Source organism: Janthinobacterium sp. SUN033, from assembly GCF_030397595.1.
GTDB lineage: Bacteria > Pseudomonadota > Gammaproteobacteria > Burkholderiales > Burkholderiaceae_D > Janthinobacterium > Janthinobacterium kumbetense.
In genome coordinates this window covers 1,524,564-1,550,529 of the sequence record NZ_JAPQNV010000001.1, presented here as the reverse complement: position 1 = coordinate 1,550,529, position 25,966 = coordinate 1,524,564, and the positions used below count along the sequence as shown (strand labels likewise).

Here is a 25,966-nt window from a genome sequence, read left to right as displayed (position 1 = left end):
GGCTGTGTCCACATTTTTTGTTCGTCCACCCCCGATTATTGAAGCAGGGAAATGCCAGCGATGAAGAATCTCGTACTTGCCGTTGCGTTGTGCCTGGCTAACGGCGTTTCGCCAGCGGCGCTTGCCGCCGACGCCGCGCCCGTGGTGACCATCGAGAACGCGTTTTCTCCCGATGGCGGGGCGGAGGCGCTGGTGCTCAAGGTCATCGATAGCGCGGCGTCGAGCATCCGGCTGGCCGCCTATTCGTTCAGCTCGTCCCATGTGGTCGAGGCCTTGCTGCGGGCGCGGCAGCGGGGCGTGGATGTCCGGGTGCTGGTCGATGCGCGGCGCAACGCGCGCAAGAACAGCCGGGCCGCGCTGGACCGGCTCGTCGGCGCTGGCATTCCCACGCGCCTGATTGCCCGCTACGCCTTGCATCACGACAAGTATATCGTGGCAGATGGCGTGACCGTGCAGAACGGCAGCTTCAATTACACGGCCGATGCAGCCACCGCCAACAGCGAAAACGTGCTCGTCGTGTGGCACAGCGAGCGCCTGGCGCAGTCGTACCTGGCGCATTGGGAAAACCGTTGGGCCAGCGGCATCGACTATGCGCGCGTGCCGCGGCCCTGATCATTGCCCTTGCGCGCGCAGCCAGTCGAACACTTGCCCGACGATGGGCGAACGGGGATGTTCCGCCACGCCCGACAGCCACCACGTGGCGCCGGGCACGCGCGGATAATCGGGCAGGATGTGCAGCAGGCCGCGCGCCAGGCTGGCATCGACCAGCAGGCGCGGCAGGCAGGCGATGCCGCGCCCGTCGAGCGTAGCGTCCAGCAACAGGCGCGCATCGTCATAGATGGCCCGCTTGCGAAAGCGTGCCAGCGGCCCCAGGAACAATGGCGCCGTAGTGTCGCCCGTCAAGCTTTCTTCCAGGCAAACCAGATCCGCGTGCAGGTGATGCGCATCCTGCGGCACGCCGGCCAGGCGCGCCGCCAGCCCGCTGTTGGCGACCATCACCCATTCATCGCGCAGCAGGGGGATTTCCTGCAAGTCCGGCTGCAGGATGGGGCGCTCGCCGATGGCGATATCGACGTCGATTTCATCGACGAAGCGGGCGCTTTCATCGACCGACAAAAGCAGACACAGCTCGGGCAGCCGCGCTTCCAGTGCCCGCAGCCGGGGCTGCAGCCAGCCGTGCAGCACGGGCGCCGGACACACCAGCACGACCAATCCCGGATCGAGATAGGTGGCGATGCGCCCCAGGCCGCTGCGCAGCACGGTCATCGAGCGCTGCACGCTGCGCAGCAGCACTTCGCCCGCCACCGTCAGCTCCACGCCCCGTCCCGCGCGGCGGAACAGCGGCTGCTTGACCTGTTCTTCCAGCAATTGCACCTGGTGGCTGATGGCCGACTGCGTCACGTGCAGCTCGTCGGCCGCGCGCGAGAAATTGCCGTGGCGGGCGGCCGCTTCAAAGCCCATCAATAACTTCAGCGAGGGAATGCGATGTTCTGACATATGAGAAAACCTAATGAATTGGTGTAAATCATATCATTTGTTTTCATATCTTGATCGCTCCACAATGCCGTCCATGCCAGCGCATCGACTGCGCGGCGCTCTGACTAACTAATCAAGGATGGATATGAACACACGTCGATATTTCTTGCGTCATTGCATGCTGGGCGGCAGCGCGCTGGCCATGGGCGGCATGCTGGCCGCTTGTGGCGGCGGCACGCCGGAAACGGGCCCGGTGGCGCCATTGCCTCCGATCAATAGCGGCGGTGGCGTCAACCAGGCCGACGGCTGGCGCATGCCCGACGAGGCCGAAGCCCACAAGGCGACGTGGATGGCGTATGGCGCCTCGAACGCCGTCTGGACGCGCGCGCAAGTGCCGCAAGTGCAGCTGGCGCTGGTGCGCATCGCCAACGCGATCGCCGCGTATGAAACCGTCAACATGCTGGTGCGTCCTGCCGAGCTGGCCAGTGCGCGGCAGTTGCTGGACGCCCGCGTGAACCTGATTCCCGCCGAGATGGATGATGTCTGGATGCGCGACACGGGGCCCGTCTTCGTGCGCAAGCCGAATGGCGAGCGGGCCGGCGTGAAGTTCAACTTCAATGGCTGGGGCAACAAGCAGCAGTCCGGCAAGGATGGCCAGGTGGCCGACGTGGTCGCCGCCCAGGCCCGGGTGCCGCTGCTGGCCACGCGCCTGGTGCTCGAAGGGGGCGCCCTGGAAGTCGATGGCAAGGGCACGGCCATCATCACGGAAAGTTGCGTGCTCAACAGCAACCGCAATCCGGGCTGGAGCAAGGCCGACTGCGAAGCGGAATTGCAACGCCTGCTGGGCGTCCGCAAGGTGATCTGGCTGCCAGGCATCAAGAACCAGGACATCACGGATGCCCATACGGATTTCTACGCCCGCTTCGTGCGTCCCGGCGTGGTGGTGGCGCACCGCGAGATGGACACGGCATCGTACGATTACGCGCTGACCCGGCGCCACCTGGACATCCTGCGCAGCGCCACCGATGCGGATGGGCAGCCGCTGCAGATCGTCGTCATCGATGGCCCCGAGAAAATTCGGCCTGGAAACAACCCGAACACCTTCGCCGCCGGCTACATCAATTACTATGCCACCAGCAGCGCCATTTTCCTGCCAGAATTCGGCGACGCGCAAGCGGACGCCAGCGCCAGGGCGCAGTACGCGCAGCTGTATCCGGGACGCGCCGTGATCCAGATCAATATCGACCCCATCGCGGCCGGTGGCGGCGGCATCCATTGCACCACGCAGCAGGAAGTGGCATAAGGAGAACAGCATGCAACGACGACATTTTCTGACCAGCGCCCTGGGCCTGGCGGCAGGCGCCGCCGCTTTACCAGCCTTGCCCGTGCTGGCGGCTGGAGCCGGCTGGCGCATGCCCGACGAAGGCGAGCGCCACGCGGCCACGTGGATGGCTTTCGGCGCGAATGACGACGTCTGGGGCAAGCGCCTGAAGGCGGGCGCGCAGGCGGACCTGGCGCGCATCGCGCAAGCGATCGCCAGCGTCGAACCCGTGCACATGCTCGTCAACGAGGAAGATTACGACGCAGCCGCTCGCCTGTGCGGCAACAAGGTCAAGCTGCTGGTGCAGCCCATCGACGACCTGTGGATGCGCGATACGGGCCCCGTCTTCGTGAAAAAGGCGGGCGGCGCGCTGGCCGGCGTGAACTTCAATTTCAATGGCTGGGGCGAAAAGCAGGACTGCGACGACGATGCACGGGTGGCCCCTTTTGTTGCCGGACGCGCCGGCGTGGCCGTGCTGGAAAGCAGCCTGGTGCTGGAAGGGGGCGGCATCGAAGTCGATGGGCAGGGCACGGCCATCATCACGGAAAGCTGCGTGCTCAACGCCAACCGCAATCCCGGCGTCGGCAAGGCGCAATGCGAACGGGAGCTGCGCCGGCTGCTGGGCATCGAGAAAGTCATCTGGCTGCCCGGCATCGCCGGCCAGGACATCACCGATGGCCACACGGATTTCTATGCGCGCTTCTGCGCCCCCGGCGTCGTCGTGGCTGGCTTTGAAAACGACCCCGCTTCGCCCGAGCGCGCCGTCACCCAGCGCCACCTCGACATCCTGCGCAAGGCCACGGATGCGCGCGGCCGTGCGCTGCAGGTGGTGGTCTTGCCGGCCCCTGGGTCAGTCCGCCCGCGCTATGAAAACAAGGATTTCGCCGCCGGCTACATCAATTTCTATGTCTGCAACGGCGCCGTGCTGTGCCCGGAATTCGGCGATGCGGCAGCCGACCGCAATACCAAGGCCATCCTGCGCGAGCAATTCCCCGGGCGCGACATCGTGCAACTGAACATCGACGCCATCGCGGCTGGTGGCGGCGGCATCCATTGCACCACGCAGCAGCAGCCGGCGTGAGGCGGATGGCCCCGGAAAAGTCAGGCCGCCATTTCCCGCGCCAGGGTGGCAATCAATTCCTCCGCCCCCATTTCCCGCGCCAGCGGGGCGCCCTGGCCGGCCCACTGCGCGGCAAATTCGCTGTCGCCATGCTGGCTGGCTAGCGCGTTCAATTGCTTGGCGGCATCGTAGGCGACGGGATAGTCGGCCGGCGGCGGGCTGCCCGGCGCTTCGCCATGTTCGATCAAACGGTTCACCATACCGCGCGCCAGGCGGCCCGAGAGCACGCTGGTCAGCCGGGTGCTGGCCGCCCGTTCGCTTTTCAGGTTGGCCCGGTAGCCCGCATTGGCCGACGATTCCGGGCACAGCACGAACGCCGTGCCCAGCTGCGCGGCCACGGCGCCCAGATCCAGCGCGGCGCGGATGCCTTGTCCATCCATGATGCCGCCGGCGGCGATGAGGGGCAGGGCGGTGCGGCCCGCCAGCAGGCGCAGCAGCACGGTGGTGCTGTGGCGCTCGTCCGGCGCTTGCGGGTCGAAGACGCCGCGATGCCCGCCCGCTTCCACGCCTTGCGCCACGATGGCGTCGACGCCCGCCTGTTCGATCAGTGCTGCTTCGCGCACATTGGTGGCCGTGGCCATCGTGTAGATGCCGGCCTGGCGCAGGGCGGCGATCTGCTGCTGCGTCGGCAAGCCGAAATGGAAGCTGACGACGGCGGGACGCTGTTCCAGCAACAGGGCAAACGCCGCCTCGTCGCCGATGAACGTCTGATAGATCTCGTCGAGCGCCTCTGGCGCGGCCGCGCCCAGCTCCGCAAACAGGGGCGCCAGATGGGCCAGCCAAGCCGCTTCGCGCCGCGCATCCCTGACGGCAGGCGCATGGCAGAACACATTGATATTGAAGGGCTTGTCCGTCAGCGCGCGCGTGTCGGCGATCATCTGGCGCGCCTGCGCTACGGTGCCGGCGCCGATGCCCAGCGAACCGAGGCCGCCCGCGTTCGAGACGGCGGCGGCCAGGCGCGGCGTGGAAACGCCCGCCATCGGCGCCTGGATGATGGGCAATTGCAAGCCGAGACGGTCGAGGAAACGCTGGATTGACGTCATGATGATTCCTTCATGAAGTTGAGGATGCTGCATTTGATTCGTATTTTAAGAATATAATAGCATAATCATTTTCAAAAAGAGAATGCGATGGATTCGGAATCATTGCGGATTTTTTGCTCGGTCGCCAGTGAACTGAGCGTCACCCAGGCCGCAGCGCGACTGGGCCGCGCGCCGTCCAGCGTCACCACGCGCATCCAGCAGCTGGAAGCCGATATCGGCGCGGAACTGTTCGTGCGCACCAATAAACGCATGGCCCTGACGGCGGCGGGCGAGCGCTTTCTCGAGTATGCGCAGCGCCTGCTGGCGCTGGCGGACGAAGCGCGGCATGTCGTCACGGGCGGGCGCGAGGGGGGCACCTTGCGCGTCGGCAGCATGGAAAGCACGGCGGCCAGCCGTTTGCCGGCCTTGCTGGCCGCGTATCACGCGCGCTATCCGGCGACGCGCCTGGCGCTGGGCACGGGGCCGTCGCGGCCCCTGATCGAGCAAGTGCGCACGGGCTTGCTCGACTGCGCTTTCGTGGCCTTGCCGCCAGCATTCGGCGGCGCCGCCGCGCTGGCGGAGCTGGGCCTGGCATCGAGGCCCGTGTGGCGCGAGGAACTGTGCCTGCTGCTGCCGGCCAGCGAAGCGCAGGCGCGCCGCGCCATGGATGTGCGCACGCGCTCGCTGGCGGCGTTTCCGCAGGGCTGCACCTACCGCGGCATCGCGGAAGAGGTGCTGGGCGTGGCCGGCAGCACGCAGTGGCGGGTGCAGGAAATGAGTTCGTATCACTGCATGATCGCCTGCGTGGCGGCCGGCGCCTGCGTGACCCTGCTGCCCGCCAGCGTGCTGGCGCTGTCCGGCGCGCCGGCCACCCTGGCGACTATTTCCGCAGGGCAAATTGACACCGTGCTGGTGTGGCGCGCGGGATTCGACGTACCCGCGTTCCAGCACTTGCTGGCGCAGCTCGGCGAGGCGGCGTGAGCGGGCCGGCCAGGCTGCGCGCGGCCATCGCTGCGGCCGTCATCCTCGCCATCGGCATGGGCTTCGGCCGCTTCGCCTTCACGGCCATCTACCCGCATATGCTCGAGGAAGGCGTCTTGACCTTGCGCGACGGCAGCCTCGCCGCCTCGGCTAACTATGCCGGTTACTTGCTGGGCGCCATCCTGGCCATGCGCGCGCGGGCGAATGGCGCGCACCGGCTGTGTTTATGGTCGGTGGCCGGCACGGCCCTGTGCCTGGGCGTGCTGGCCTTGTCCATGCCCGTCTGGCTCATCGTGACGGTGCGCGGCGTGGCGGGCGTCTTCAGCGCGCTGGCCATGGTGGCGGCGTCGCTGTGGCTGCTGGTGCAGCGCGGGCAGGCGCGCGGCGCGCCGCTGCTGTACGCGGGCGTGGGCGCCGGCATCGCCGTCTCGGCCGAATTGCTGGTGCTGGCATCGCACCTGGGCTGGCGCAGCGCCGGCATGTGGCTGCTGCTGGCCGGCGTCACGGCGCTGGCGGGGCTGGCGGCCGCGCCAGCGCTTGCCGTGAGCGGCCAGGCGACCCCGGATGCGCCGCCTGCATCCGCCGCGCCGGCGCTGGCGCCCGTGGCGCCCTGGCCGCTGGTGCTGATCTATGGACTGGCGGGACTCGGCTACATCGTCACGGCCACGTATCTGCCCGTGCTGGTGGGTGTGGCCTTGCCCAATCTCAATTCCGCCCACGTGTGGGCCGTGTTCGGCCTGGGCGCGGCGCCTTCGTGTTTCCTGTGGCACCGGCTGCACGAGCGCCTGGGCACGCGCCAGGCGCTGCGGCTGAACTTGCTGCTGCAGGCGCTGGGCGTGGCGCTGCCCGTGCTGGCGCCCTCGGCCGCCGGCTATCTGCTCAGCGCCATCCTCGTCGGCGGCACGTTTGTCGGCACGGTGACCATCGCCATGCCGGCCGCGCAGCGGGCAGCAGTCAAGGCGGGCGCCAGCATGATGGCCATCATGACGGTGGTATATGGCATCGGACAGATCATCGGCCCCGTGCTGGCCGGCAGCCTGTATGCGCAGTCGCACAATTTCAACGGTGCATTATTGGCGGCGGCCGGCGCGCTGCTGCTGGCCATCGCGGTGAGCTTGCGCCTGTAAACCTCAGAGGCCGAATGCGCAGCGCATGAAGTCGCCCCGCAGCGCGTTGACCCGGGCGGAATCGCGCGTGTAATACAGCTTGTTCGTCAGCAGCACGGCATAGCGGCCGCGCCGGGGGCTGAGCCACATGGCCGTGCCGGTGAACCCCTGGTGGCACCAGACGTCGTCTGCCGGCCCGGTGCCTGCCGCCGGGTGCCAGAACAGGCCGCGCGAGGGATTTAACGAACCCGTCTGCACCGTCAGCGAAGCGTGCACCCAGCCGGCGTCAAACACCTGGCCTGCGCCATGCAGGCCCGACGCCAGCATCGCCTGCAGGAAGCGCTGCAAGTCGGGCACGTTGGAAAACAGCCCGGAGATGCCGCACACGCCGCCCAGCAGGCGGGCCGAGAAATCATGCACCACGCCGGCAAGGTGGGCGCCCGCCTGTTCGCAATACTCGGTCGGCGCGATTAACTGGCCGTGGCGTGGCGCCAGCGGCCCGTAACCCGTGGCGGTCATGCCCAGCGGCTGCAGCACATGCTCTGCAAGCGCCTGTTCCAGTGGCTGGCCCAGCAGGCGCTCGATGACAAAGCCGAGGATCAGGGCGGCGCGGTCCGTGTATTCGACAGCCTGGCCCGGCGTGCCTTCCAGCGGCTCGCGCAGCACGCCGCGCACGATATCGTCGTATACCTCGCCATAGCTGGCGCGCAGGCGGGCGCGCAGCGGCAAGCCGGCCGTATGCGTGAGCAGCTGGAAAATCGTGATGGGCGCCAGCGCGTAGCCCGCCGTGCCGGGCAGCAGGTCGTCCAGCCGGTCGTCCAGGCGCAGGCGTTGCTGGCCAATCAGCCTGCCGATCAGCGACCAGACGCTGACGATCTTGGTCAGCGAAGCGATATCGAACAGGGTGTCGACCTGCATCGCGGCGCTGGCGGGCTCCGGCGTGAGCCGCCCGGCCGCGCCCGCCACACCGTGGTCGACGGTGCCGACGGCCCACGCCGCGCCTGGAAAAATGTGTTCGCGCACCCCAGTATTTGCCAGCGCCGTCAGTTGCTCCGTGCTATGGGCTATCGGCATGATGATTGTGCCGTATTGGTCTGCTCATCGCCTGCCGCTGCCACCCCCAGCCAGCGTGCCACCGACTGCGCCAGCCATTCTCCCTCGTCGAGCGGCAAGTCGTGCCCGGCATCGCCGTGGATCAGGCAATCGGCTTGCCAGGCGCGGGCCAGGCGCTGCGAACAGCGGTGGTCGACCAGCTGGTCTTGCGCGCCGGCCATCACCAGCACGGGCATGGTGGGGCGCACGAGGGGGGCGCGGTAGCGGGCGGCCGACAGCAGCTGGCGCAGCGCGTTGCGGCGGCTCACCGGGTACTCTTGCTGATAAGTCAACCAGTCGGCCACCAGCGCGGGAGTGCCGCCAGCATGCCGGCGGCTCGTCAGGCGCAATATCAATGCTTCCTGGCTGGCGGCATCGCCCAGCAGCAGCTGGCGCAGCAGGACGCCGTAGTTTTGCCAGCGCAGGCGTTGATGGAAGGGATTGAACGGCCGCATGCTGGTGTTGATGAGCACACAGCGGGCGATTTCCTGCGGATAGCGGCTGGCCCATTCGACGGCCACCATGCCGCCCAGGGACAGGGCCAGCAAGTGGTAGGGCGCCGGGATGCCCCGCGCCAGCAACTCCCGGCGGCAGTCTTCCACCATGTCGGCCACGCGGGTGGCGCTCGTTTGCAGATGGCGCGTGCCGTTGCCGGGCAAGTCGGGCGTGACGATGCGGGCGCCGGGCAGGGCGCGCGCGAGGGTGGCGGGGAAGCTGCCCCAGTGGCGCTGTTCGCGCATCAGGCCGCGCAGCAAGACCCAGTTATCGTGCGTGTTGATCTGCGTCATGATTCATACCATTGCGCCAGGGCGCGCCGGCGCTGTGCCTTGCGCAGCAAGCCTTCCGGCATCCAGCGGCCGTGGCTGCTGGCGGCGCGCATGAGGAAATCGAACCACACCAGATGCCGCCGCAGCACGCGCTGCAGGCGGTGCGCGGCCGTGGGGTTGAAGATGCTGACCCGGTTGAACAGCTGGCGCGGGTTTTTCTTGACCCACAGCCATGAACCCATTTCCAGGGTCAGCGGCAGGAACACGCGCCCGGTATAGCTGGTGCCGTTCAGGTACAGATAGTCCCACAGGTCGCCATGCGTGCGGTATTGCCGGCTTTGCGGCTCGAATACATAGTTGTGGTTGGGGTAGCTCTGGCTGAACAGCTCTTCCAGCGCGCCGATTTCGGCCAGGTGTTCGATGGGCACCTTGGTGTGCGCGTGGGGAAACCAGATGCGGTCGCGCAAGCCGAAGCCGGAATGGCAATCGAGGGCGATGCTGAACTGGCGCGACAGCAGTTCGCGCTCGACGAGGTCGCACACGGCGGCGCTTTCCAGCTCCATCGGCCCCCCGGCCGCGCCCCGGTACCAGGGCAGGCGGGCGCTGTAGCGCTGTCCGCCCAGCATGAACGGCACTTTTTCGCGCGCGCTCAGCGGCGCGTTGCGCATCAGGTCCACGCCGCGCGGATTGCAGCGCGTGGCTTGCCACATGCCGCCCGGATTCACCAGCGGCATGAACACGAGGCGCATGCTTTCCAGCTGCTGGTGCAGGGTGGCATCCCAGCGCAGGCGCGCGACCAGGCTTTCCAGGAAAGACAGGATGACTTGCGTGCCGATGCGCTCGAGGCCATGGATGCCGCCGAAAAAGCCCAGCACGGGCACGTCTGGGCTCGGATTGCCCAGCGCGATGGAGTACACGGGAAACTCGCGCCCATCCATGGCGATGCTGCAGGGCGCGGCCACTTCCAGGTGGCTGCCGCCCTCGTCGATGAGGCGCTTCAGCATGACCAGCTCGGGCAGATTCTTTTCGATCATCAGGCGTCTGAAAGGGAAAGTGACAGCCAGTGTAGCCGAAATAGGTGGCGCGCCGGACGTCCCGCATGGCGAAATTTATGCACGCTGACGATGTCACGAAGCCGTCATTTTTTCTGTGTAGGCTATTGCAGTTGATGCAAGAGTTGTTACTTGGCAATGCCTTGTTTCCACGCAATTCCCCCCTCACACGATAGCGACTCGATAGCGATATGACAGGCAGCCCGGCATCCGTCCATGTGCTTGCGCTGGCAGGATACCTGGTTTTGCTGGGTTTCCTGGCCGCGGTGGGGCCCGTGCGGGCGCAGCCGGCCGACGGCCCCGTGCTGCAGTTCGATATCGCCGCGCAAAACCTGGGCGACGCGCTGGACCTGTACAGCCGCCGCACGGGCATCGCCGTGCTGATGGACCAGCGCTACGCGCAGCGCCAGTCGGGGGCCGTGCGCGGCGCCCATGCGGCCGGCGCGGCCCTGCAAGCCTTGCTGGAAGGCACGGGCCTGCAATCGCGCCTGTCCGACGCGCAAGCCGTCATCGTGTACGCCCCGGCCGGCGCTGGCGCTGCCGCCACGGCGGAGCTGCCACAGGCCGCCGTCGTGGCCGCCGCCGACATCCCGGGCGCCGTGCAGGGCGGCGGCGACCATGCGGCCTATGTCAGCCGCTTGCAGCACGTGCTGCTGGGCTTGCTGTGCCGCGCGGCGCAGACGCGTCCCGGCGGCTACCGGCTGGCGCTGCAACTGTATCTGAACCGCGCCGGCGTGGTGGACCGCGTGCACCTGCTCGACAGCACGGGCTTGCGCGCGCGCGACACGGCCATCGCGCGCCTGGTGCTGGGCATGCGCGTGGGCGCGGCGCCGCAGCCCTCGATGCCGCAACCCGTTTCCATCCTGCTGCTGCCGCAAGGGCCGGGCAGCGAAGTCGATTGCGCCCCCGGAACAATGGGAAGGCTCGCGCCATGAGCATGCCCGACCTGCGCACCAAGCTGAAACGCCACCTCAGTTCGCGCTACGCCGTGCTGCGCGGGCGCCTGGAGCGCGTGGTCGGCTGCAAGCACCATGCGGCCGATGCGCTGCAGGAAACGTGGCTGCGCCTCGAAGTGATGGTGGCGCCCGGTCCCGCCGCCGCGCCCGTCCACAACCCGGACGCCTATCTGCTGCGCATGGCGGCCAATATCGCTACCGATGCCTACCGCCGCGACCGCATCATCGTCACCGAGCGCGAGCGCGAAGAACTGATGCACATGGCCGACGAGGTGGGCGACGACATCAGCGACCCGGCCCGCATCGTCTCGGCGCGGCTCGACGTGCAGGCGCTCGACGCGGCGCTGGCGGGTCTGTCGCCGCGCCGCCGCGCCATCCTGACGGCCGCCAGGGTCGATGGTTTGCTCAATGCGGACATTGCCGAGCGCTTCGGCATTTCCGTGGCGATGGTGAAGAAAGAATTGCAGGCCGCCATGCAACACTGTAAAACGTGCATGGCCGACGCCGACGCCGCCCAGCGTAGCGATGTGTCGGGCCGCCGTAAATATTGATGAATCTCATGACTGCTCCTGACCGCGATCCACGCGCCCCTTCCCATACCGCCGACAGCGACGCTGACATCGGCCGGCAAGCCGCTGCCTGGTGGGCGCGGCTGCGCGGCGACGATTTCACGCAGGCGGACGCCGACGCCTTGCGCGCCTGGTGCGCGCGCAGCTCCGCGCATGCGCGCGCCTGGCGCGAACTCCAGCAAGTGTGGCAGGCGCTCGATCCCGCCTTGAGCCGCGCCGCCGCGCCGCAGCGGGCGAACGTGCTGGCGTTCCCGGCGCGCCCCGGGCGCCGGGCTTTCCTGGGCGGCGCGCTGGCGGCCGGCGTGGCCGTGCTGGCCTTGCGCCCGCCCCTGGGCGCCTGGCCGTCGCTGCAGGAATGGAGCGCCGATTACCGCACGGGCACGGGCGAGCAGCGGCAGGTGGCCGTGTCGCAGCAGATGACGGTGCAGATGAATACGCAGACGCGCATCGATGTGCGGGCGCCGGAAGCCATCGAACTGCTGGGTGGCGAAGCGGAAATCCTCGCCAGCGGCGCGCGCCAGCCCGTCACAGTGGTGGCAGGCGCGGGGCGCTTGCTGGCGCAGTCGGCCCGCTTCAACGTGCGCCACACGGACGACGCCGTCTGCGTCACCTGCCTGGCGGGCGCCGTGGACGTGGTCTGGCAGCAGCGGCGTCAGACCCTCGATGCGGGGCAGCAACTGGTCTACGACGACCGGGGCGTGCAGGCGGCCACGGCCGCGCCAGCGGAGGAGGCCAGCGCGTGGCGCACGGGCGCGCTGTCGTTCGTCGGCAAGCCGCTGGCCGAGGTCGTCGATGAAATCAACCGCTACCGGCCGGGCCGGGTGGTGCTGCGCAATGCCGAGCTGGGGCGCCGCCTCGTGCGCATGCGTTTTTCCATCGGGCAAACCGATGGCGCGCTGGCGATGATACGCGACCTGTACGGCGCGCAAATGACCAGTTTGCCGGGCGGCATCGTGCTGCTCAGTTGATTTCCGCTGATTCCAGGTTTCCCTTTGGCAGGCTTATTTGAAAATATCTGAAAATATTTTTCAAAAAACATTATCCCTTCCGCCATCCGGCTACGTCATGGAGGCATGGACGCTTGCGCTACCGCCAGGCTCCGTTCCCTTCTCTCTAGCCAGGAAACCATTGCCATGACCAAGCTTCACACTGCCCAGCGCCCAGTCCCGAACGTCGACATGGACGCGCAGCGTACCTCCACGCTGGGCAGCCGCTTGCGGCTCACGCCGCTCGCCTACGCACTGACCACCATGCTGATGGCGGGCGCCTTTGCCACGCCGGCCCGCGCGCAGCAGGCGTTCAGCGGCGGCTGGTTCGCGGCCAAGGGTGCGGCGCAAAATACGGCGGCCACTTCGGGTCGCCTGCCGAATGGCCAGCCGCTGCCGCTGGGCAGCCGGCCCGAGGGCCAGCAACAGCAGGCAAATCAGCAGTTGCAGCGCTCGCTCAACAACCTGAACCTGGCCGCGCGCGCCATCGCCGCGCAGCAAGCGGCCCAGGCGCAGGCGCGCCAGGCGGCGGCCGGCGTGCCCGGAGCACCCGATGGCCTCGTGAAAGGCGGCTTGCAGGTCGACACCAACAGCCTGACGGCCGGCTGGCTCAATGCCCAGGCGCCCGTGCAGACGGTAGCGAACGGCAAGACGGCCGTGGTGGTGCAGCAGACGGCGGACAAGGCCATCCTGAACTGGGAAACGTTTAACGTCGGCAAGGACACGACCCTGACGTTCCAGCAGCAAAAGGATTGGGCCGTGCTGAACCGGGTCAACGATCCGCAAGCCCGTCCCAGCCAGATCCAGGGCCAGATCAAGGCCGACGGCACGCTGCTGCTCGTCAATCGCAACGGCATCGTCTTCAACGGCGCGAGCCAGGTCGACACGCGCAGCCTGGTGGCGGCCGCGGCCCGCATCAGCGATGCGCAATTCCAGAAAAACGGCATCTACAGCCCCGGCACGGCCGGCGCCACGACGTTCACGGACGCGGCCGGCAAGGTGGAGGTGCAGGCGGGGGCGCGCATCGCCAGCAATGCGCCCAAGGGCAGCACGGAAGGCGGCGGCTATGTGATGCTGCTGGGCAAGGAAGTCCACAACGGGGGCGAGATCAGCACGCCGAAAGGCCAGGCCCTGCTGGCCGCCGGCGACAGCTTTAGCATTAAAAAAGGCGTGGGCACGGATGGCAACCCCCTGTCGACCACGCGCGGCAGCGAAGTCACGCCGCAGTTCGCGGCCGGCAGCACGGCGGGCAAGGTGGTCAACACGGGCCTGATCCAGGCGCGCGAAGGCGACATCACCCTGGCCGGGCGCACGGTGCAGCAGGATGGCGTGCTGCTGGCGTCCACCACCACGGCCACGCGCGGCACCATCCACCTCAATGCCCTGGGCAGCGACGCGGCCGTCACCGTGGGACGGGGCGCCACCACGGCCATCCTCGTCGAGGACGACGGCAAGACGACGGCGCTCGACAGCCAGCGCGACGCCATGCGCGGCCCGGCCGTGACGTCCACGGAAAATATCCTCGCCGTCAACGACCGCCGCGACCAGTCGCGCATCGAGATCGGCAGCGCCGGCACGGTGGAATTCATGGGCGACTCCCTGACCCTGGCCACGGGCGGCCAGATCGCCGTCAACGCGGCCAGCCGCAGCCTGCTGCGCGACGGCGCCCAGCTCGACGTTTCCGGCGCCGTGGGTGTGAAGGTGGCGATGGAAGCGAACAATGTCGAGATCAACGTGCAGGGCAACGAGCAGCGCGATGCGCCCGTCAACCGCGACGGCAAGGCTTTGATCAATAACAATATCTGGGTGGACCGCCGCAAGCTGGTGTTCGTGCCAAAAGGCACGAACGGCTACGACAGCGACCGCTGGTACACGGCGGGCGGCTTGCTGGAAGTGGCCGGTTACCTGGGCACGCAGGGCCACTCCGTCAGCGAATGGATGGCGCAGGGCGGCACGGTCACCTTCGGCGGCAAGGATGTCGTTACGCAGCTTGGCTCCAGCATCAACCTGTCGGGCGGCACCCTGGACGTGCAGACGGGCAAGCTGCGCCAGACCTGGCTGAAAGGCGCGGACGGCAAGCTGTATGAGGCCGGCAGCGCGCCCGCCGACCTGGCGTATGCGGGCGTTTACAAGGGTTACGAGGAAGAGCATGTGCGCTGGGGCAAGGATGCCAGCGCCTTTTACGCCAATCCATTGATCGCCGCACAGAAGCGCCTGGAAAACGGCTACACGGTGGGCCGCGACGCGGGCAAGCTGGTGGTGGCGACCGGGTCGGCCGTGCTGGAAGGGGGCATCGCGGGCGATGTCTTCCAGGGCGAGCGCCAGGCGCAGGCGCCGCAAGCGCTGCTTGACGGCTACCAGCAGTCGCAGCTGGCGGCCGCACAGCGGGGGCAGCTGATCGTGGGCCAGTACGTGCCGATGTTCGACAAGCGCACGGGCGTGCTGCAGCATGCGCTGTCCGCCGTCATGGACGAGGTGCGCCTGACGCGCGTGCAGGACGGCATCGCCGCCGGCCTCGACGTGACAGGCGCGCTGTCCACTGAGCGCGAGGGCAAGCTGCTGCTCGACACCACCTTGCTGAACAATCAGCAATTGGGCGCCCTGCGCATCGCCGCCAAGGGCGCGATCACCGTCGACAGCGCGCTGCAGGTGGCCGATGGCGGCAATATCACCCTGTTCGGCAAGGACGTGGCGGTGAACGCCAGCCTGCGCAGCCGTGGCGGCAGCATCGCGGCCGGCAACGTGCTGAACCAGATCGGCGCGCTGGGCATGCTCGACACCTTCGTCAATCCTGGCGTGCCCCCGGGCACGCTGGTGCTGGCCGACGGCGTCAGCCTCGATGCCAGCGGCCTGCTCAGTAACGTGCTGCGCGATCCGCTGGCCGCCGCCGGCCTGCCTTATATGAACGGCGGCAGCGTATCGTTGCGAACGTATGGCGACGTGCGCATCGGCAATGGCAGCCTGGTCGACGTCAGTTCCGGCGCGGCCATCCTGGCGCAGGCGAAGCAGCAGGGCGGCAAGGGCGGCAACGTGACCCTGGCCAGCTACGGACCGAAGGCCGACCTGGTGCTGGGCGAGGGTGCGCAAGTGCGCGGCCATGGCGTGGCGGGCGGCGGCAAGCTGGAATTGCAGGCCAACAAGATCATGATCGGCCACATTGAAAAACCCGAGGCCGGCACCCTGCAGCTGGACGGCGGCTTCTTCGACAAGGGGTTTTCCAGCTACAGCCTGGTCGGCAAGCAGGGCGTGACTGTCGCGGACGGCACCCAGGTGGACGTGCGCATGCCCGTGCTGCGCGTGGTGGAGAATGAAAAACTGGCCCTGTGGATGCCGGAACAGGTCACGGAAAACCCGCTGAAGGGCACCTTGACGCAGCGCAAGGGCGCCAGCCTGGCCCTGCAGGTGGGCGATATCCAGTCCGGCGCGGCCGACATGGCCAGCGCCGAATTGCTGGTGGGCAAGAACGCCGTGGTGAGCGTCGACGCGGGCCAGTCCATCAAGCTGTCCAGCGTGGGCCAGCTGACGGTGGAAGGCCGCCTGAATGCGTGGGGCGGCAAGATCAGCCTGGGCGGCGTGGGCGTCGACAAGCCCGTGTCCGAGGCGGTGGAGGCGGCCGGCCATGGCCGCTCCATCTGGATCGGCGAGCATGCCGTGCTGGACGTGGCCGCGCGCGCCGTCAGCGCCACGGATGCGCAGGGCCGGCGCTACGGCAAGGTGGTCGATGGCGGCAGCATTGTCGTCGGCGGCGAGATCGACCATGCGCAGGGCAGCACTTCGGCGGCCAGCCTGTTCGTCGTCGTGCGCGACGGCGCCGTGCTGGACGCGTCCGGCGCGCACGCCGTGCTCGACGTCAATGGCGACGCCATCGACGTGGCCAGTGCGGGCGGCAGCATCGCGCTGGCGTCGAACAATGGCTTGTATCTCGATGGCCAGCTGCGGGCCAGGGCCGGCGGCGCGGGCGCGGCGGGCGGCACCCTGTCCGTGGCCACGGGCACGCCCGAATACCTGAAAGTACTGGCCACGCCCAAGGTGCTGCAGGGCCGCCAGCTGGCCATGACGCAGCGCCAGGGCGCCAGCGACCTGGCCGCGCACGTGAGCGCGCAGGACGCCGCGGCAACGCTGCATTATGGCCATGGCCGTTTTTCCGTGGAGCAGGTGGAGGCGGGCGGTTTCGGCAACCTGGCGCTGCTGGGCGCCGCTTCGTTCGATGGCGACGTGTCGCTGACGATGCGGCAAAGCTTCCAGCTGTACGGCGCGCCGCTGCTGTCGCCCGGCAGCCAGCCCGGCGCGCGCATCGGCATCGCGGCGCCGTACGTGCGCCTGGCCAGCATCAAGCCGGCCGGCCGCGATTTCTATACGACGCCGGGCAGCGCGGGGGCGTCGCCGGTCGCCAGCCAGATCAGCATTGCGGGCGACCTGATCGACGTGCGCGGCACGGTGAACATGCTGGCTGACGACGTGCGCCTGAGCAGCCGCGGCGACTTGCGCTTCCTGCTGTCGCCGCTGGGCTGGGATGGTAACGAGGCGACGACGGTGCTGTCCACGCCGGGCGACATGACCCTCGTTGCAGCCCAGCTGTATCCGGAATCGGGCGCCGGCGCCGCCGTGCGCGTGGGCTATGGTTCCGTTGGCGGCAAGTTCGGCTACGATCCTGCGCGCAGCCTGACCATCGGCCGCGCGACCGATGCCGTGCCGGCCATGCCGTCTTCCGCTTTCGGCTCGCTGGAGCTGGAAGCGGCGCATATCGAGCAGGGCGGCGTCGTGCGTGCGCCGCTGGGGCGCCTGGTGATCGGCGCGGCCCGCTATGACAATGACAAGAGCCTGAGCGTGAATCTGCTGGCCAACAGCATCAGTTCCGTCAGCGGCGCGGGCCTGGTCATGCCGTATGGCGGCACCGTCGATGGCCAGACCTGGAACGTCAGCGGCAAGCCGGTCACCTTGATGGGCGTGGGCGGCATCAATGCGCAGGGCGGCCTGCTCAACGGCGTGGAATTGGGCGGCGTGGCCGTGGACGTGCGGCCGGGCGCGCTGCTCGACCTGTCCGGCGGCGGCGAACTGGCGGGTGCCGGCTTCATCGCGGGCCGCGGCGGCTCCACCGATGCGCGCTACCATCCGCTGGCGCAGGTGGGCGCGAACGGCGGCTTTGTCCTGCCGGGACTGGCCACCAACCCCGTGTACGCCATCGTGCCGGGCGCGCAGGCGCCGCAAGCGCCCGCGGGCGGCGAAAAGGCGGCGTCCGATCCGGCCGTGGGCCGGCAGGTGACGATAGGCAGCGGCGTGCCTGGCCTGGCCGCCGGCACCTACACGCTGATGCCGTCGACCTACGCCTTGCTGCCGGGCGCCTTCCGCGTGGAACTGAACGGTCTGGCGGGGCAGGGCAGCGGCGCGGCCCCGGCGCAGCCGCTGCGCAACGGTTCCTGGGCCGCGCCCGGCACCATGTCGATCGCCGGCACGGACATCCGCGCGCCGCTGGCCAGCCAGCTGATACTCACGCCGGCCAAGGTCTTGCGCACGTATTCGCAGTACAACGAAACGGGCTATGCCGCATTCGCGCTGGCCGACGCGCAAACGCGGGGCATTCCCCGTGCGCTGCTGCCGTCCGATGCGAAAACGCTCAAGCTGAGCATGATGCAGGACGGCGGCCTGGACACCTTCCAGTTCAAGGGCACCGGCAAGTTCGGCGCCGCCGAGGGCGGCTATGGCGGCACCGTGATCGTGATGCCGAGCAATAGCGCCAAGGGCGACATTGAAATCCTTGCCGACGGCGCGCCGGCCACCCGCGACGCCGGACTGGTCAGCGTGCGCGCCTCGAGCCTGAACAGTATCGGCGCAGCCCGTATCCTGGTGGGCAATGCGCCGTCGGTGGAATATGGCCAGGCCGGCAACTACGTGAGTTTCGGCGCCAATTCGGCGCGCTCCATCTACCTGCGCGCGGGGGCCGTGCTATCGGCGCCCGAGGTGTTCCTCGTCGCGCAGGACCCCAGCAGTTATCTGCTGGGCGACGGCTTGATCGATATCGCGGCCGGCGCCGGCATCAGCACCCTGGGCAAGGGCAAGGCGGCCTACGATGCCAACGACGGCTTCATCTACAAGAAGGGCCGCGAGGACGTGCACATGCTGGCCGCGTCGAACGGTTTGCTCAATGTGGCGCCGGTCAGTGGCACGGCGCGCGGCGGCATCCGCATCGGTACGGCCAGCCTGTACTCGGAAGGCACCTTGCTGCTGTCGACCAATGGCAGCTTCGCGCTGGACGATTCCGCCCGCTACGGCACGCGCAACCTGGGCTTGGCCGTGGGCGCCATCAACATGGGCAGCAGCGAAGCGCTGGCGGCGGCCCAGGCCAACGGCACGCGCGCCAACGGCCTGGCCATGAACCAGGGCGTGCTGGACCGCCTGCTGCGCGGCGACACCAGCGCGGGCGCGCCGGCCCTGCAGGCGCTGGTGCTGAGCGCGGCGGACAGCGTCAATTTCTATGGCGACGTGGTGCTCGACACCTACGACAAGACGACGGGGAAATCCACCTTGGAGCGCCTGGTGCTGACCACGCCCGCCATGTATGGCCAGGGCGATGCGGGCACGGTGGCCACCATCCGCACGGCCAATCTGGTCTGGGGCGGCGCCCTGTCGCCGGCCGGCAATGTGATTGCGCACGGCGCCGGCACGGGCAGCGGCACCCTGAACCTGGAAGCGGAACGCATCGATTTCGGCTTCGGCCCGTTCACGCAGCCGGCCAGCGTCGCCTCGTTCGACCGCCTGGCGCTCGGTTTTGGCACGGTCAACCTGAAAGCGTCGGGACAAGTCACGGCCAACCACAAGGGCAGCCTGTCCGTCTACCAGTCGCAGGGCGCGTATGAAACGGGCAAGGGCTACCAGTACAGCGGCGGCAACCTGAACATCAGTACGCCGCTGCTGACGGGCGACGCCGGTTCCGCGCACAGCTACACGGCGGGCGGCGCGCTGAAGGTGGCGGCGCCGGCCGGCGCTGCGCCAGCGGCTCCCGTCAAAAATAGCGCCGCGCTGGGCGCCCAGCTGGCCTTGAACGGCGACAGCGTCAGCGTGGCGACGGCCGTGGTGTTGCCTAGCGGCAAGCTTACCGTCAACGCCCTGCGCGACATCACCGTGGCCGACGGCGCGCGCATCGACATGGCGGGCCGCAAGACCACCTTCTTTGACGTGGACAAATACAGCTGGGGCGGCGACGTGACCCTGGATAGCCGGACCGGTGATATCCGCCAGGGGGCGGGCGCGGTGATCGACCTGTCGGCCGAGAACAACCGCGCCGGCAGCCTGAAGGCCGTGGCGCTCGACGGCGCGGCCGGCATGGTCGATTTGCAGGGCAAGATCCTGGGCGGCGCCAGCGGCAGCTACGACGCGGGCGGCACCATGGTGCCGTACAAGAAGGGCAGCGTGGACGTGCGCGCGCAGACCCTGGGCGCCGGCGGCACCCTGGACAACCAGTTCACCTCGCTGAACCAGCGCCTGACGGACGGCGGCGTGATGGGCGCGCGCAGCTTCCAGCTGAAACAGGGCGACTTGACGATCGGCAATGAGGTCAAGGCGGGCGAAGTGCAGGTGGCCGTCGACAATGGCCGCCTCACCGTCGCTGGCGTGATCGATGCCAGCGGCGAGCGCGTGGGCAGCATCCGCCTGGCCGGCCGGCACGGCGTCACTCTGGCCGGCAACGCCGTGCTCGACGCGCACGGCACGGTCTTGCGCGTCGACAGCTATGGCAAGATCATCGACAGCCCGAACCGCGCCACGGTGGAGCTGAATGCGGGCGAGGGTGTATTGAACCTGGCAGGCGGCGCGCAGATCGACGTGCGCCACGGCACGGCGGCCGTGGCCGGCAAGGGCAAGGGCGAACACGACGGCGCGGCGCGCGGCACGGTGGAGCTGAGCGCGCCGCGCCTGGGCAGCGGCGGTGCGCGCACGGACCTTGACGCGGCCACCTTTGGCGACATCGCCATCGCCGCCGGCGGCGGCTTGACCATCCGCGGCGCGAAATCCATCGCCGTCAACGCCATGCAGCGCTACGACGACGCGGCCTACGCCACGGACCTTTCGGTCAGCGGCCGCCCTTACCAGGTGATCAACCAGGCTTACCTCGACAGCAAGCATGGGGACAGCACGGCCTTCATCGATGCGGCGCTGGCCAATACGAACTTGCGCAACGGCAAGCTGGCGGGCCTGGCCACGGCCGCGTATGCCGACGCGCTGCATTTGCGTCCCGGCGTCGATATCGTCAGCAAGACGGCGGATGGCGACCTGGTGGTGCAGGGCGACCTGGATCTGTCGGGCATGCGTTATGCCAGCCTGAATCCGCGCTTTCAAGTAAGCAATTTGCGGGGCTCGGGCGAGGTGGGCAGCCTGCTGCTGCGCGCCGGGGGCGATTTGAGCATCTATGGCAGCATCAATGACGGCTTCGCGCCGCCGCCCGCCACCCAGGACGACAGCGGCTGGAAACTGTTGCCGGGGCGCGACATCAACGGCAGCGACGTCATCGTGCCGGGCAAGGGCGTGACCCTGGCCGACGGCACCTTGTTCCCGGGAGGCATCGCGCTCAATTACGACTTGCCCGTCAAGGGCTTCAATCTGCTGGCCGACACGCGCCTGCCCGTGGCCGTGACCCTGGACCAGGCGATCACCTTGCCGCCAGGCACGGTGCTGGCGGCCGCCGTGCGCGACGGCGCCGGCAATATCGTCCACGCGGCCGGCACCCTGCTGGCCACGGCGCAGACCTTGACAGCCGGCATGCGCCTCGATGCGGGCAGCGTACTGAAGCAATCGGTGACGCTGCGCGCCATGACCTGGCCCAAGGGCGTGCCCCTGCCGGGCGTGGCGGGCGAGCGCTCGGTGTTCGCGCTCAACGGCCAGCTGGCACTGGCCGTCGGCTCGCTGATCCCGTCCGGCACCGACGTCAAGCTGTTGCCCAATGTGGATTCAATCGGCCTGCGTCCGGAAGTGGCGGGCAGCCAGGGCAAGCTGTGGGCCATCGCGCCCATGCTGGCCGAAGGCTCGCAAGCGTGGGGCATGCGCCTGGTGGCTGGCGCCGACCTGGATGGGGCAGACACGCGCGGCGTGCAGGCGCATCCCGCGCGCGGCACCCTGCGCCTGGCCGACAGCCACTACGGCATGTACGGCATCCTGGTCCCGCCGAAGGGCGTGCAGTACTGGACCAAGGAAGCGCAGGAGCTGGGCGAGCGGGAAGGCATTCCCGGCATCGTGGCGGGCGAACCCATCACCGAGGAATTTACCAGCCAGTTCGGTCAGACTGTCGAGGTGTTTTGCGCCAACGACCCTACCATGTGCCTGCTGAAGGTGGCCTATGTATGGACCAGGGAAGGCGCGGAAGAGTTTGGCGACCCCAAGACCAAGGCGGGCGACCTGCTCGATCCGGTGGCGCTGGGCTGGCCCACCATTTGCGAGGAAAACCCCACCTGGTGCGGCACATCGAACCCCACGTTCGACTACAAGGCGAGCAGCCTGCGCTACAGCGTGCTGCGCACGGGCACGGGCGACCTGGACCTCGTCAGCGGCGGCAGCCTGCGCATGGACAGCCTGTATGGCGTGTACACGGCCGGCATGTCGTCCGCGCCGACGGCGGCCGGCGACCCGTACAACCTGCCGCGTTCGCGCAATGCCGACGGCAAGGTGCTGGGCAACCCCGACGGCGCGCATGAACGCCTGGTCGACGGCGGCGCCGACAGCGTCTACCGCGCCTGGTATCCGGAGCAGGGCGGCAACCTGCTGCTGAAGGTGGGGGGCGACTTGAGCGGTTCGCTGGTCGATAAGTCCAGCGAAATCAGCCAGCGTCCGGTCAGCAAGGATGGCATGGCCGATTCTGTGGCAGTAGGCAACTGGCTGTGGCGCCAGGGCAGCGGCGGCGTGGCTACGGGTGGCCAACCCCAGCCGGTGGCGTGGTGGATCAATTTCGGCAGCTACGTGGGCCGCCCCACCCTGGCCGACACGGTGCTGGGCTTTACGGGTTTCGGCACCCTGGGCGGCGGCAATGTGCGCGCCGAGGTGGCGGGCGCCGCCGGCGTGCTGGCGCCGCTGACCGGCAGCACGTATAACGGCAGCATCAATCCCCGTTCGCAGGGCTTGCTGCTGGCCGTGGGCGGCACGGGCCGCATGCAGGCCGACGGCAGCCTGCTGCAGACGGGCGGCGGCGACCTGGACTTGCGCGTGGGCGGCGCCCTCAACCCAGGCGGCGGCTCCGGTGGCCGCCACCTGAATGGCGCGCTGGTCGATTTGCGTGGCCATGCGGAAGCGTCGGCCACGCAACTGGGCAGCGTGGCGCTGCAGTACGGTACCTGGGGGGGCGATCACGTGCCGCTGGAATCGCGCGCCTACGATGCCTTCCGCGCCACGCGCGCCACGCCCCGGGGCGCCATGACCCTGGTACCGGGCGACGCCACGTTCAGCGTGGCAACCCTGGGCGACCAGGTGCTGCAGGATGTGGCCGACCCGGGCCGCGTGACCCCGTTCAATGCCACGCCGTTCACCGGCGCGGCGGGCGAGCAGGGGTATGGCTACGGCTGGTTCAGCCTGTGGACGCCGCACACGGCGCTCGATCTGTACTCCGCCGGTGGCAACATGATCCCGCTGACTGCGGCGATCGACACGGACACCGACCTTGCCGTCGTCTATCCGGCCATCGTGCGGGCCGCGGCCGCGAATGGCAGTTTGTATTATGGCAAGGCGATCGGCAATCCGAATACCATCCGCGAATATGACCACCCACTGCTGCTGGCGCCGTCGCCCAACGCCCAGCTGCAATGGATGGCCAGCGACTCCATTTATGCGGGCGGTTTTTCCGTCAGCCAGTCCGGCGCCTCTGCCGACAGCATGGCGACGCCGTTCAAGCCGGGTTTCACGGGTTGGGATGTCCAGCCTAATGTGACCGATCCCCTGGCGGCGAATATCTCGAGCACGGGGACGGCGGCGACGAAATGGAACTTCCCGCTGTTCGCCTTCGGTCCCAACTCCTCGGCCGGTCCCGCCAACAGCGGCACGCAGACGGCCCGCATCTATGCCGTCACGGGTGACCTGGTGGGCGTGAACAGCGGCCGCATCCTCGAATTTTCCAATGTCAGGCGTGCAGGCATCACCTGGTACGAGGGCGGTCAGCCCGTGTGGATGAAGGCGGGCCGCGATATCGTCGGCAGCGGCACGGCGCAGCTGGAAGCCATTAACGGCAATACCAGCGGCAGCGACATGAGCTTCCGCAATATCAGCAACCTGGTCGTGCATAACAATGTGTATGACGTGTCGGTGGTGTCGGCCGGGCGCGATATCCTGAACAGCTCCTTCAACGTGGCCGGCCCCGGCACGCTGGACATTAGCGCCGGGCGCAATATATTGATGCAGGACAAGGGCAGCGTCGTCAGCCTCGGTCCCGTGGTGGCGGGCGACAAGCGTCCGGGCGCCGGCATCGCCATGCAGGCGGGCGTGGGCGCGGCCGGTCTCGATTACCTGCGCTTCGTCAAGCCCTACCTGGACCCGGCGAACGTGGCGCAGAAGGGCGTGCCGCTGGCCGACCAGGCCGGCAAGGTCGTGAAAGCGTACGACAGCGAACTGGCGGCGTGGCTGGGCGAACGCTACGGTTTCAAGGGCACGGCCGCCGAGGTTCTGGCCTTTTACCTGGCCTTGCCCGAGCCGCAGCAGCGCGTGTTCGCCCGCAATGTGTATTTCGCGGAACTGAAGGCGGGCGGGCGCGAATACAACGACTGGGACAGCTCGCGCTATGGCAGTTTCCTGCGCAGCCGCAACGCCATCGCGGCCCTGGCGCCGGCCACGGACGCCAACGGCAAGGCGCTTGCCTATGCGGGCGACATCGTCATGTACCGCGGCCTGTACGCGGTGCGCAATGACGGCGAGCAGCGTTGGGATTACTACCCCCGCAGCGGCTACGTGCACACGAACTTCGGCGGCGACATCCAACTGCTGACGCCGGGCGGCAGGCAGGTGTTCGGCATCGAAGGCGAGGCGCCGCCGGCGACCTCGGGCGTCATCACCAAGGGCGGCGGCAATATCGAGCTGTTCTCGCACGGCAGCATCCTGCTGGGCCAGAGCCGCATCATGACGACGTTTGGCGGCGATATCCTCGGCTGGTCGTCGGAAGGCGACATCAACGCGGGCCGCGGTTCGAAGTCGACCATCGTCTACACGCCGCCCAAGCGCGTATATGACAACTGGGGCAACGTGACCCTGTCGTCCGACGTGCCGAGCACGGGCGCCGGCATCGCCACCCTGGCGCCGATCGCGGAAGTGCCGGCCGGCGACGTGGACTTGCTGGCCCCGCTGGGCACCATCGACGCGGGCGAGGCGGGCATCCGCGTCTCGGGCAACGTCAACCTGGCCGCGCTGAAGGTGATGAATGCGGCCAACATCCAGGTCAAGGGCGAAGCGAAGGGCATGCCGACGGCGGCGTCCGTCAACGTGGCGGCCATGACGAACGCCAGCGCGGCCGCTTCCCAGGCCACGGCCGCGGCGCAGGACGTGGTGCAGCGCGAGCGCGCCGCCACCCGTTCCGCGCAGCCATCCGTATTCACGGTGCGCGTGCTGGGCTTTGGCAATGACGCACCGCCCGACAGTGCGCAAGCGGCGCCGCAGGAGGGCGCGCGCATCGAGGCGGCCGACTACAACCCGCGCAGCGCCGTGCGCGTGCTGGGACTGGGCACCTTGCCGGAATCGGCCACGCGCCAGTTGACGGCGCAAGAGCGCAGCAGGTTGTCGCCATGATGGCCGGCATGGCGAATGTGGCTGCTGCCTTGCCCCTGCGCGCGGCGGGGCATGCCGGCATGGCCTGGTGCCGGCCCGCCATCCGGCCCCGCCTGCAGGCGGCCAACGACGTGGCGCCCCTGCCGATGCCGGCGCCGACGCAGGGCGCCCGGCTGCAGGCTGTGCTGGAAGGCAATTACGCGGGATTGCACCGGCGCCTGGTGCGCCACCTGGGCTGCACCGAGCTGGCCAGCGACAGCCTGCACGACGCCTGGCTGCGGCTGGGCGCGCTGGCGGCCGGCGACGGTGCGGCGCTGGCGCACAGCCCCGTCGCCTATGTCTTCCGCGTGGCGTGCAATGCGGCCATGGACAGCCTGCGCCGCAACCGCGCCTGGCTGTATGCGGACGAGGGCGGTGACGATGGCGCCGCCGGCCTGGTCGATTTCCTGGCCGATACGGCGGCCGGGCCGGAACGCCTGGCCGAGCTGCAGGCGGACGTGCGGCGCCTGGCGCAGGCCGTCGACTTGCTGCCGCGGCGCCACCGGCAAGTGCTCGAAGCGCTGCGCGTGGATGAGCTGACCCGCCAGGAAGTGGCCGAGCGGCACGACATGTCCTTGCGCAATGTCGATACGGCCCTGCGCCAGGCGCTCGACCATTGCGCGCGCCACACGGGTTACGCGGCGCAGGGGGGCGTCGGCACGACCCGGCGCGGCCTGCGGCTGAACGTTCGTTTACCAGATTGCTGCCTCGGGCCTGCTATCCGCTGACCCCGGACAAGCTGCTGCGGGGGCTGCC

The 25,966-nt window shown here is 68.6% G+C and carries 15 protein-coding genes; 10 read left to right on the top strand and 5 right to left on the bottom strand.

All coding sequences use genetic code 11. The features are described 5' to 3' along the window. The first annotated feature begins 60 nt into the window (after positions 1-60). A complete protein-coding gene (locus tag OX460_RS07000) occupies positions 61-612 on the top strand; it encodes a phospholipase D family protein (RefSeq protein ID WP_289898198.1) in 552 nt (183 codons plus the stop codon). Here the strand turns inward: OX460_RS07000 and OX460_RS06995 are convergent, their stop codons facing one another. After that, a complete protein-coding gene (locus OX460_RS06995) occupies positions 613-1,497 on the bottom strand; it encodes a LysR family transcriptional regulator (RefSeq protein WP_289898197.1) in 885 nt (294 codons plus the stop codon). Positions 1,498-1,621: 124 nt separating this feature from the next. On the opposite strand from OX460_RS06995, the gene OX460_RS06990 reads away from it, so the two are divergent. Next, entirely contained in the window at positions 1,622-2,779 is a 1,158-nt protein-coding gene (locus tag OX460_RS06990; RefSeq protein ID WP_289898196.1) for an agmatine deiminase family protein, read from the top strand. Between the two features lie 10 nt (positions 2,780-2,789). After that, positions 2,790-3,878 carry an agmatine deiminase family protein gene (locus OX460_RS06985; protein ID WP_289898195.1) on the top strand — a complete coding sequence of 363 codons (1,089 nt, stop codon included), beginning with the start codon at positions 2,790-2,792 and terminating at the stop codon, positions 3,876-3,878. 20 nt (positions 3,879-3,898) lie between these two features. On the opposite strand, the gene OX460_RS06980 is transcribed toward OX460_RS06985, so the two are convergent. After that, on the bottom strand, positions 3,899-4,960 hold the full coding sequence (locus tag OX460_RS06980; protein ID WP_289898194.1) for a nitronate monooxygenase: 1,062 nt from the start codon (positions 4,958-4,960) through the stop codon (positions 3,899-3,901). Between the two features lie 87 nt (positions 4,961-5,047). Here OX460_RS06980 and OX460_RS06975 point away from each other — a divergent pair, with 87 nt between their 5' ends. Together OX460_RS06975 and OX460_RS06970 are read left to right on the top strand one after the other, a co-directional pair. Next, the gene (locus OX460_RS06975; RefSeq protein ID WP_289898193.1) at positions 5,048-5,920 is read left to right on the top strand and encodes a LysR family transcriptional regulator; all 873 of its coding nucleotides are present in this window, start codon (positions 5,048-5,050) and stop codon (positions 5,918-5,920) included. Continuing rightward, positions 5,917-7,047, top strand: coding sequence for a YbfB/YjiJ family MFS transporter (locus tag OX460_RS06970; protein ID WP_289898192.1), 1,131 nt, complete (start codon positions 5,917-5,919; stop codon positions 7,045-7,047). The genes OX460_RS06975 and OX460_RS06970 overlap by 4 nt, the downstream gene beginning before the upstream one ends. A 3-nt stretch (positions 7,048-7,050) precedes the next feature. Here OX460_RS06970 and OX460_RS06965 read toward each other — a convergent pair whose 3' ends face one another. Genes OX460_RS06965 through OX460_RS06955 form a run of 3 tightly spaced genes read right to left on the bottom strand, consistent with a single transcriptional unit; the run spans position 7,051 to position 9,919 of the window. Further along, a complete protein-coding gene (locus OX460_RS06965) occupies positions 7,051-8,100 on the bottom strand; it encodes a serine hydrolase domain-containing protein (protein ID WP_289898191.1) in 1,050 nt (349 codons plus the stop codon). Then, the gene (locus tag OX460_RS06960; RefSeq protein ID WP_289898190.1) at positions 8,091-8,906 is read right to left on the bottom strand and encodes an alpha/beta hydrolase; all 816 of its coding nucleotides are present in this window, start codon (positions 8,904-8,906) and stop codon (positions 8,091-8,093) included. The genes OX460_RS06965 and OX460_RS06960 overlap by 10 nt, the downstream gene beginning before the upstream one ends. Then, positions 8,903-9,919 carry a M14 family zinc carboxypeptidase gene (locus OX460_RS06955; RefSeq protein WP_251349043.1) on the bottom strand — a complete coding sequence of 339 codons (1,017 nt, stop codon included), beginning with the start codon at positions 9,917-9,919 and terminating at the stop codon, positions 8,903-8,905. The genes OX460_RS06960 and OX460_RS06955 overlap by 4 nt, the downstream gene beginning before the upstream one ends. A gap of 209 nt (positions 9,920-10,128) precedes the next feature. Between OX460_RS06955 and OX460_RS06950 the strand changes: the two genes are divergently transcribed. The 5 genes from OX460_RS06950 (at position 10,129) to OX460_RS06930 (ending at position 25,938) form a co-directional block, all read left to right on the top strand. Continuing rightward, positions 10,129-10,872: a hypothetical protein gene (locus OX460_RS06950; RefSeq protein WP_289898189.1), complete on the top strand. Its 744-nt coding sequence runs from the start codon at positions 10,129-10,131 to the stop codon at positions 10,870-10,872. Next, complete coding sequence (locus OX460_RS06945) at positions 10,869-11,444, top strand: RNA polymerase sigma factor (RefSeq protein WP_289898188.1); 576 nt, start codon at positions 10,869-10,871, stop codon at positions 11,442-11,444. The genes OX460_RS06950 and OX460_RS06945 overlap by 4 nt, the downstream gene beginning before the upstream one ends. An 8-nt stretch (positions 11,445-11,452) precedes the next feature. After that, positions 11,453-12,430, top strand: a complete 978-nt coding sequence (locus OX460_RS06940; protein WP_289898187.1) for a FecR domain-containing protein — start codon at positions 11,453-11,455, stop codon at positions 12,428-12,430. A gap of 165 nt (positions 12,431-12,595) precedes the next feature. After that, positions 12,596-25,192, top strand: coding sequence for a filamentous haemagglutinin family protein (locus OX460_RS06935; protein WP_289898186.1), 12,597 nt, complete (start codon positions 12,596-12,598; stop codon positions 25,190-25,192). After that, entirely contained in the window at positions 25,189-25,938 is a 750-nt protein-coding gene (locus OX460_RS06930) for a sigma-70 family RNA polymerase sigma factor (RefSeq protein ID WP_289898185.1), read from the top strand. The genes OX460_RS06935 and OX460_RS06930 overlap by 4 nt, the downstream gene beginning before the upstream one ends. Positions 25,939-25,966 lie beyond the last annotated feature (28 nt).

What these genes read in the sequence shown, in the direction of transcription:
- OX460_RS07000 (WP_289898198.1), top strand. Translation starts at nt 61, where the DNA reads ATGAAGAATCTCGTACTTGCCGTTGCGTTGTGCCTGGCTAACGGCGTT.
- OX460_RS06995 (WP_289898197.1), bottom strand. Translation starts at nt 1,497, where the DNA reads ATGTCAGAACATCGCATTCCCTCGCTGAAGTTATTGATGGGCTTTGAA.
- OX460_RS06990 (WP_289898196.1), top strand. Translation starts at nt 1,622, where the DNA reads ATGAACACACGTCGATATTTCTTGCGTCATTGCATGCTGGGCGGCAGC.
- OX460_RS06985 (WP_289898195.1), top strand. Translation starts at nt 2,790, where the DNA reads ATGCAACGACGACATTTTCTGACCAGCGCCCTGGGCCTGGCGGCAGGC.
- OX460_RS06980 (WP_289898194.1), bottom strand. Translation starts at nt 4,960, where the DNA reads ATGACGTCAATCCAGCGTTTCCTCGACCGTCTCGGCTTGCAATTGCCC.
- OX460_RS06975 (WP_289898193.1), top strand. Translation starts at nt 5,048, where the DNA reads ATGGATTCGGAATCATTGCGGATTTTTTGCTCGGTCGCCAGTGAACTG.
- OX460_RS06965 (WP_289898191.1), bottom strand. Translation starts at nt 8,100, where the DNA reads ATGCCGATAGCCCATAGCACGGAGCAACTGACGGCGCTGGCAAATACT.
- OX460_RS06960 (WP_289898190.1), bottom strand. Translation starts at nt 8,906, where the DNA reads ATGACGCAGATCAACACGCACGATAACTGGGTCTTGCTGCGCGGCCTG.
- OX460_RS06955 (WP_251349043.1), bottom strand. Translation starts at nt 9,919, where the DNA reads ATGATCGAAAAGAATCTGCCCGAGCTGGTCATGCTGAAGCGCCTCATC.
- OX460_RS06950 (WP_289898189.1), top strand. Translation starts at nt 10,129, where the DNA reads ATGACAGGCAGCCCGGCATCCGTCCATGTGCTTGCGCTGGCAGGATAC.
- OX460_RS06945 (WP_289898188.1), top strand. Translation starts at nt 10,869, where the DNA reads ATGAGCATGCCCGACCTGCGCACCAAGCTGAAACGCCACCTCAGTTCG.
- OX460_RS06940 (WP_289898187.1), top strand. Translation starts at nt 11,453, where the DNA reads ATGACTGCTCCTGACCGCGATCCACGCGCCCCTTCCCATACCGCCGAC.
- OX460_RS06935 (WP_289898186.1), top strand. Translation starts at nt 12,596, where the DNA reads ATGACCAAGCTTCACACTGCCCAGCGCCCAGTCCCGAACGTCGACATG.
- OX460_RS06930 (WP_289898185.1), top strand. Translation starts at nt 25,189, where the DNA reads ATGATGGCCGGCATGGCGAATGTGGCTGCTGCCTTGCCCCTGCGCGCG.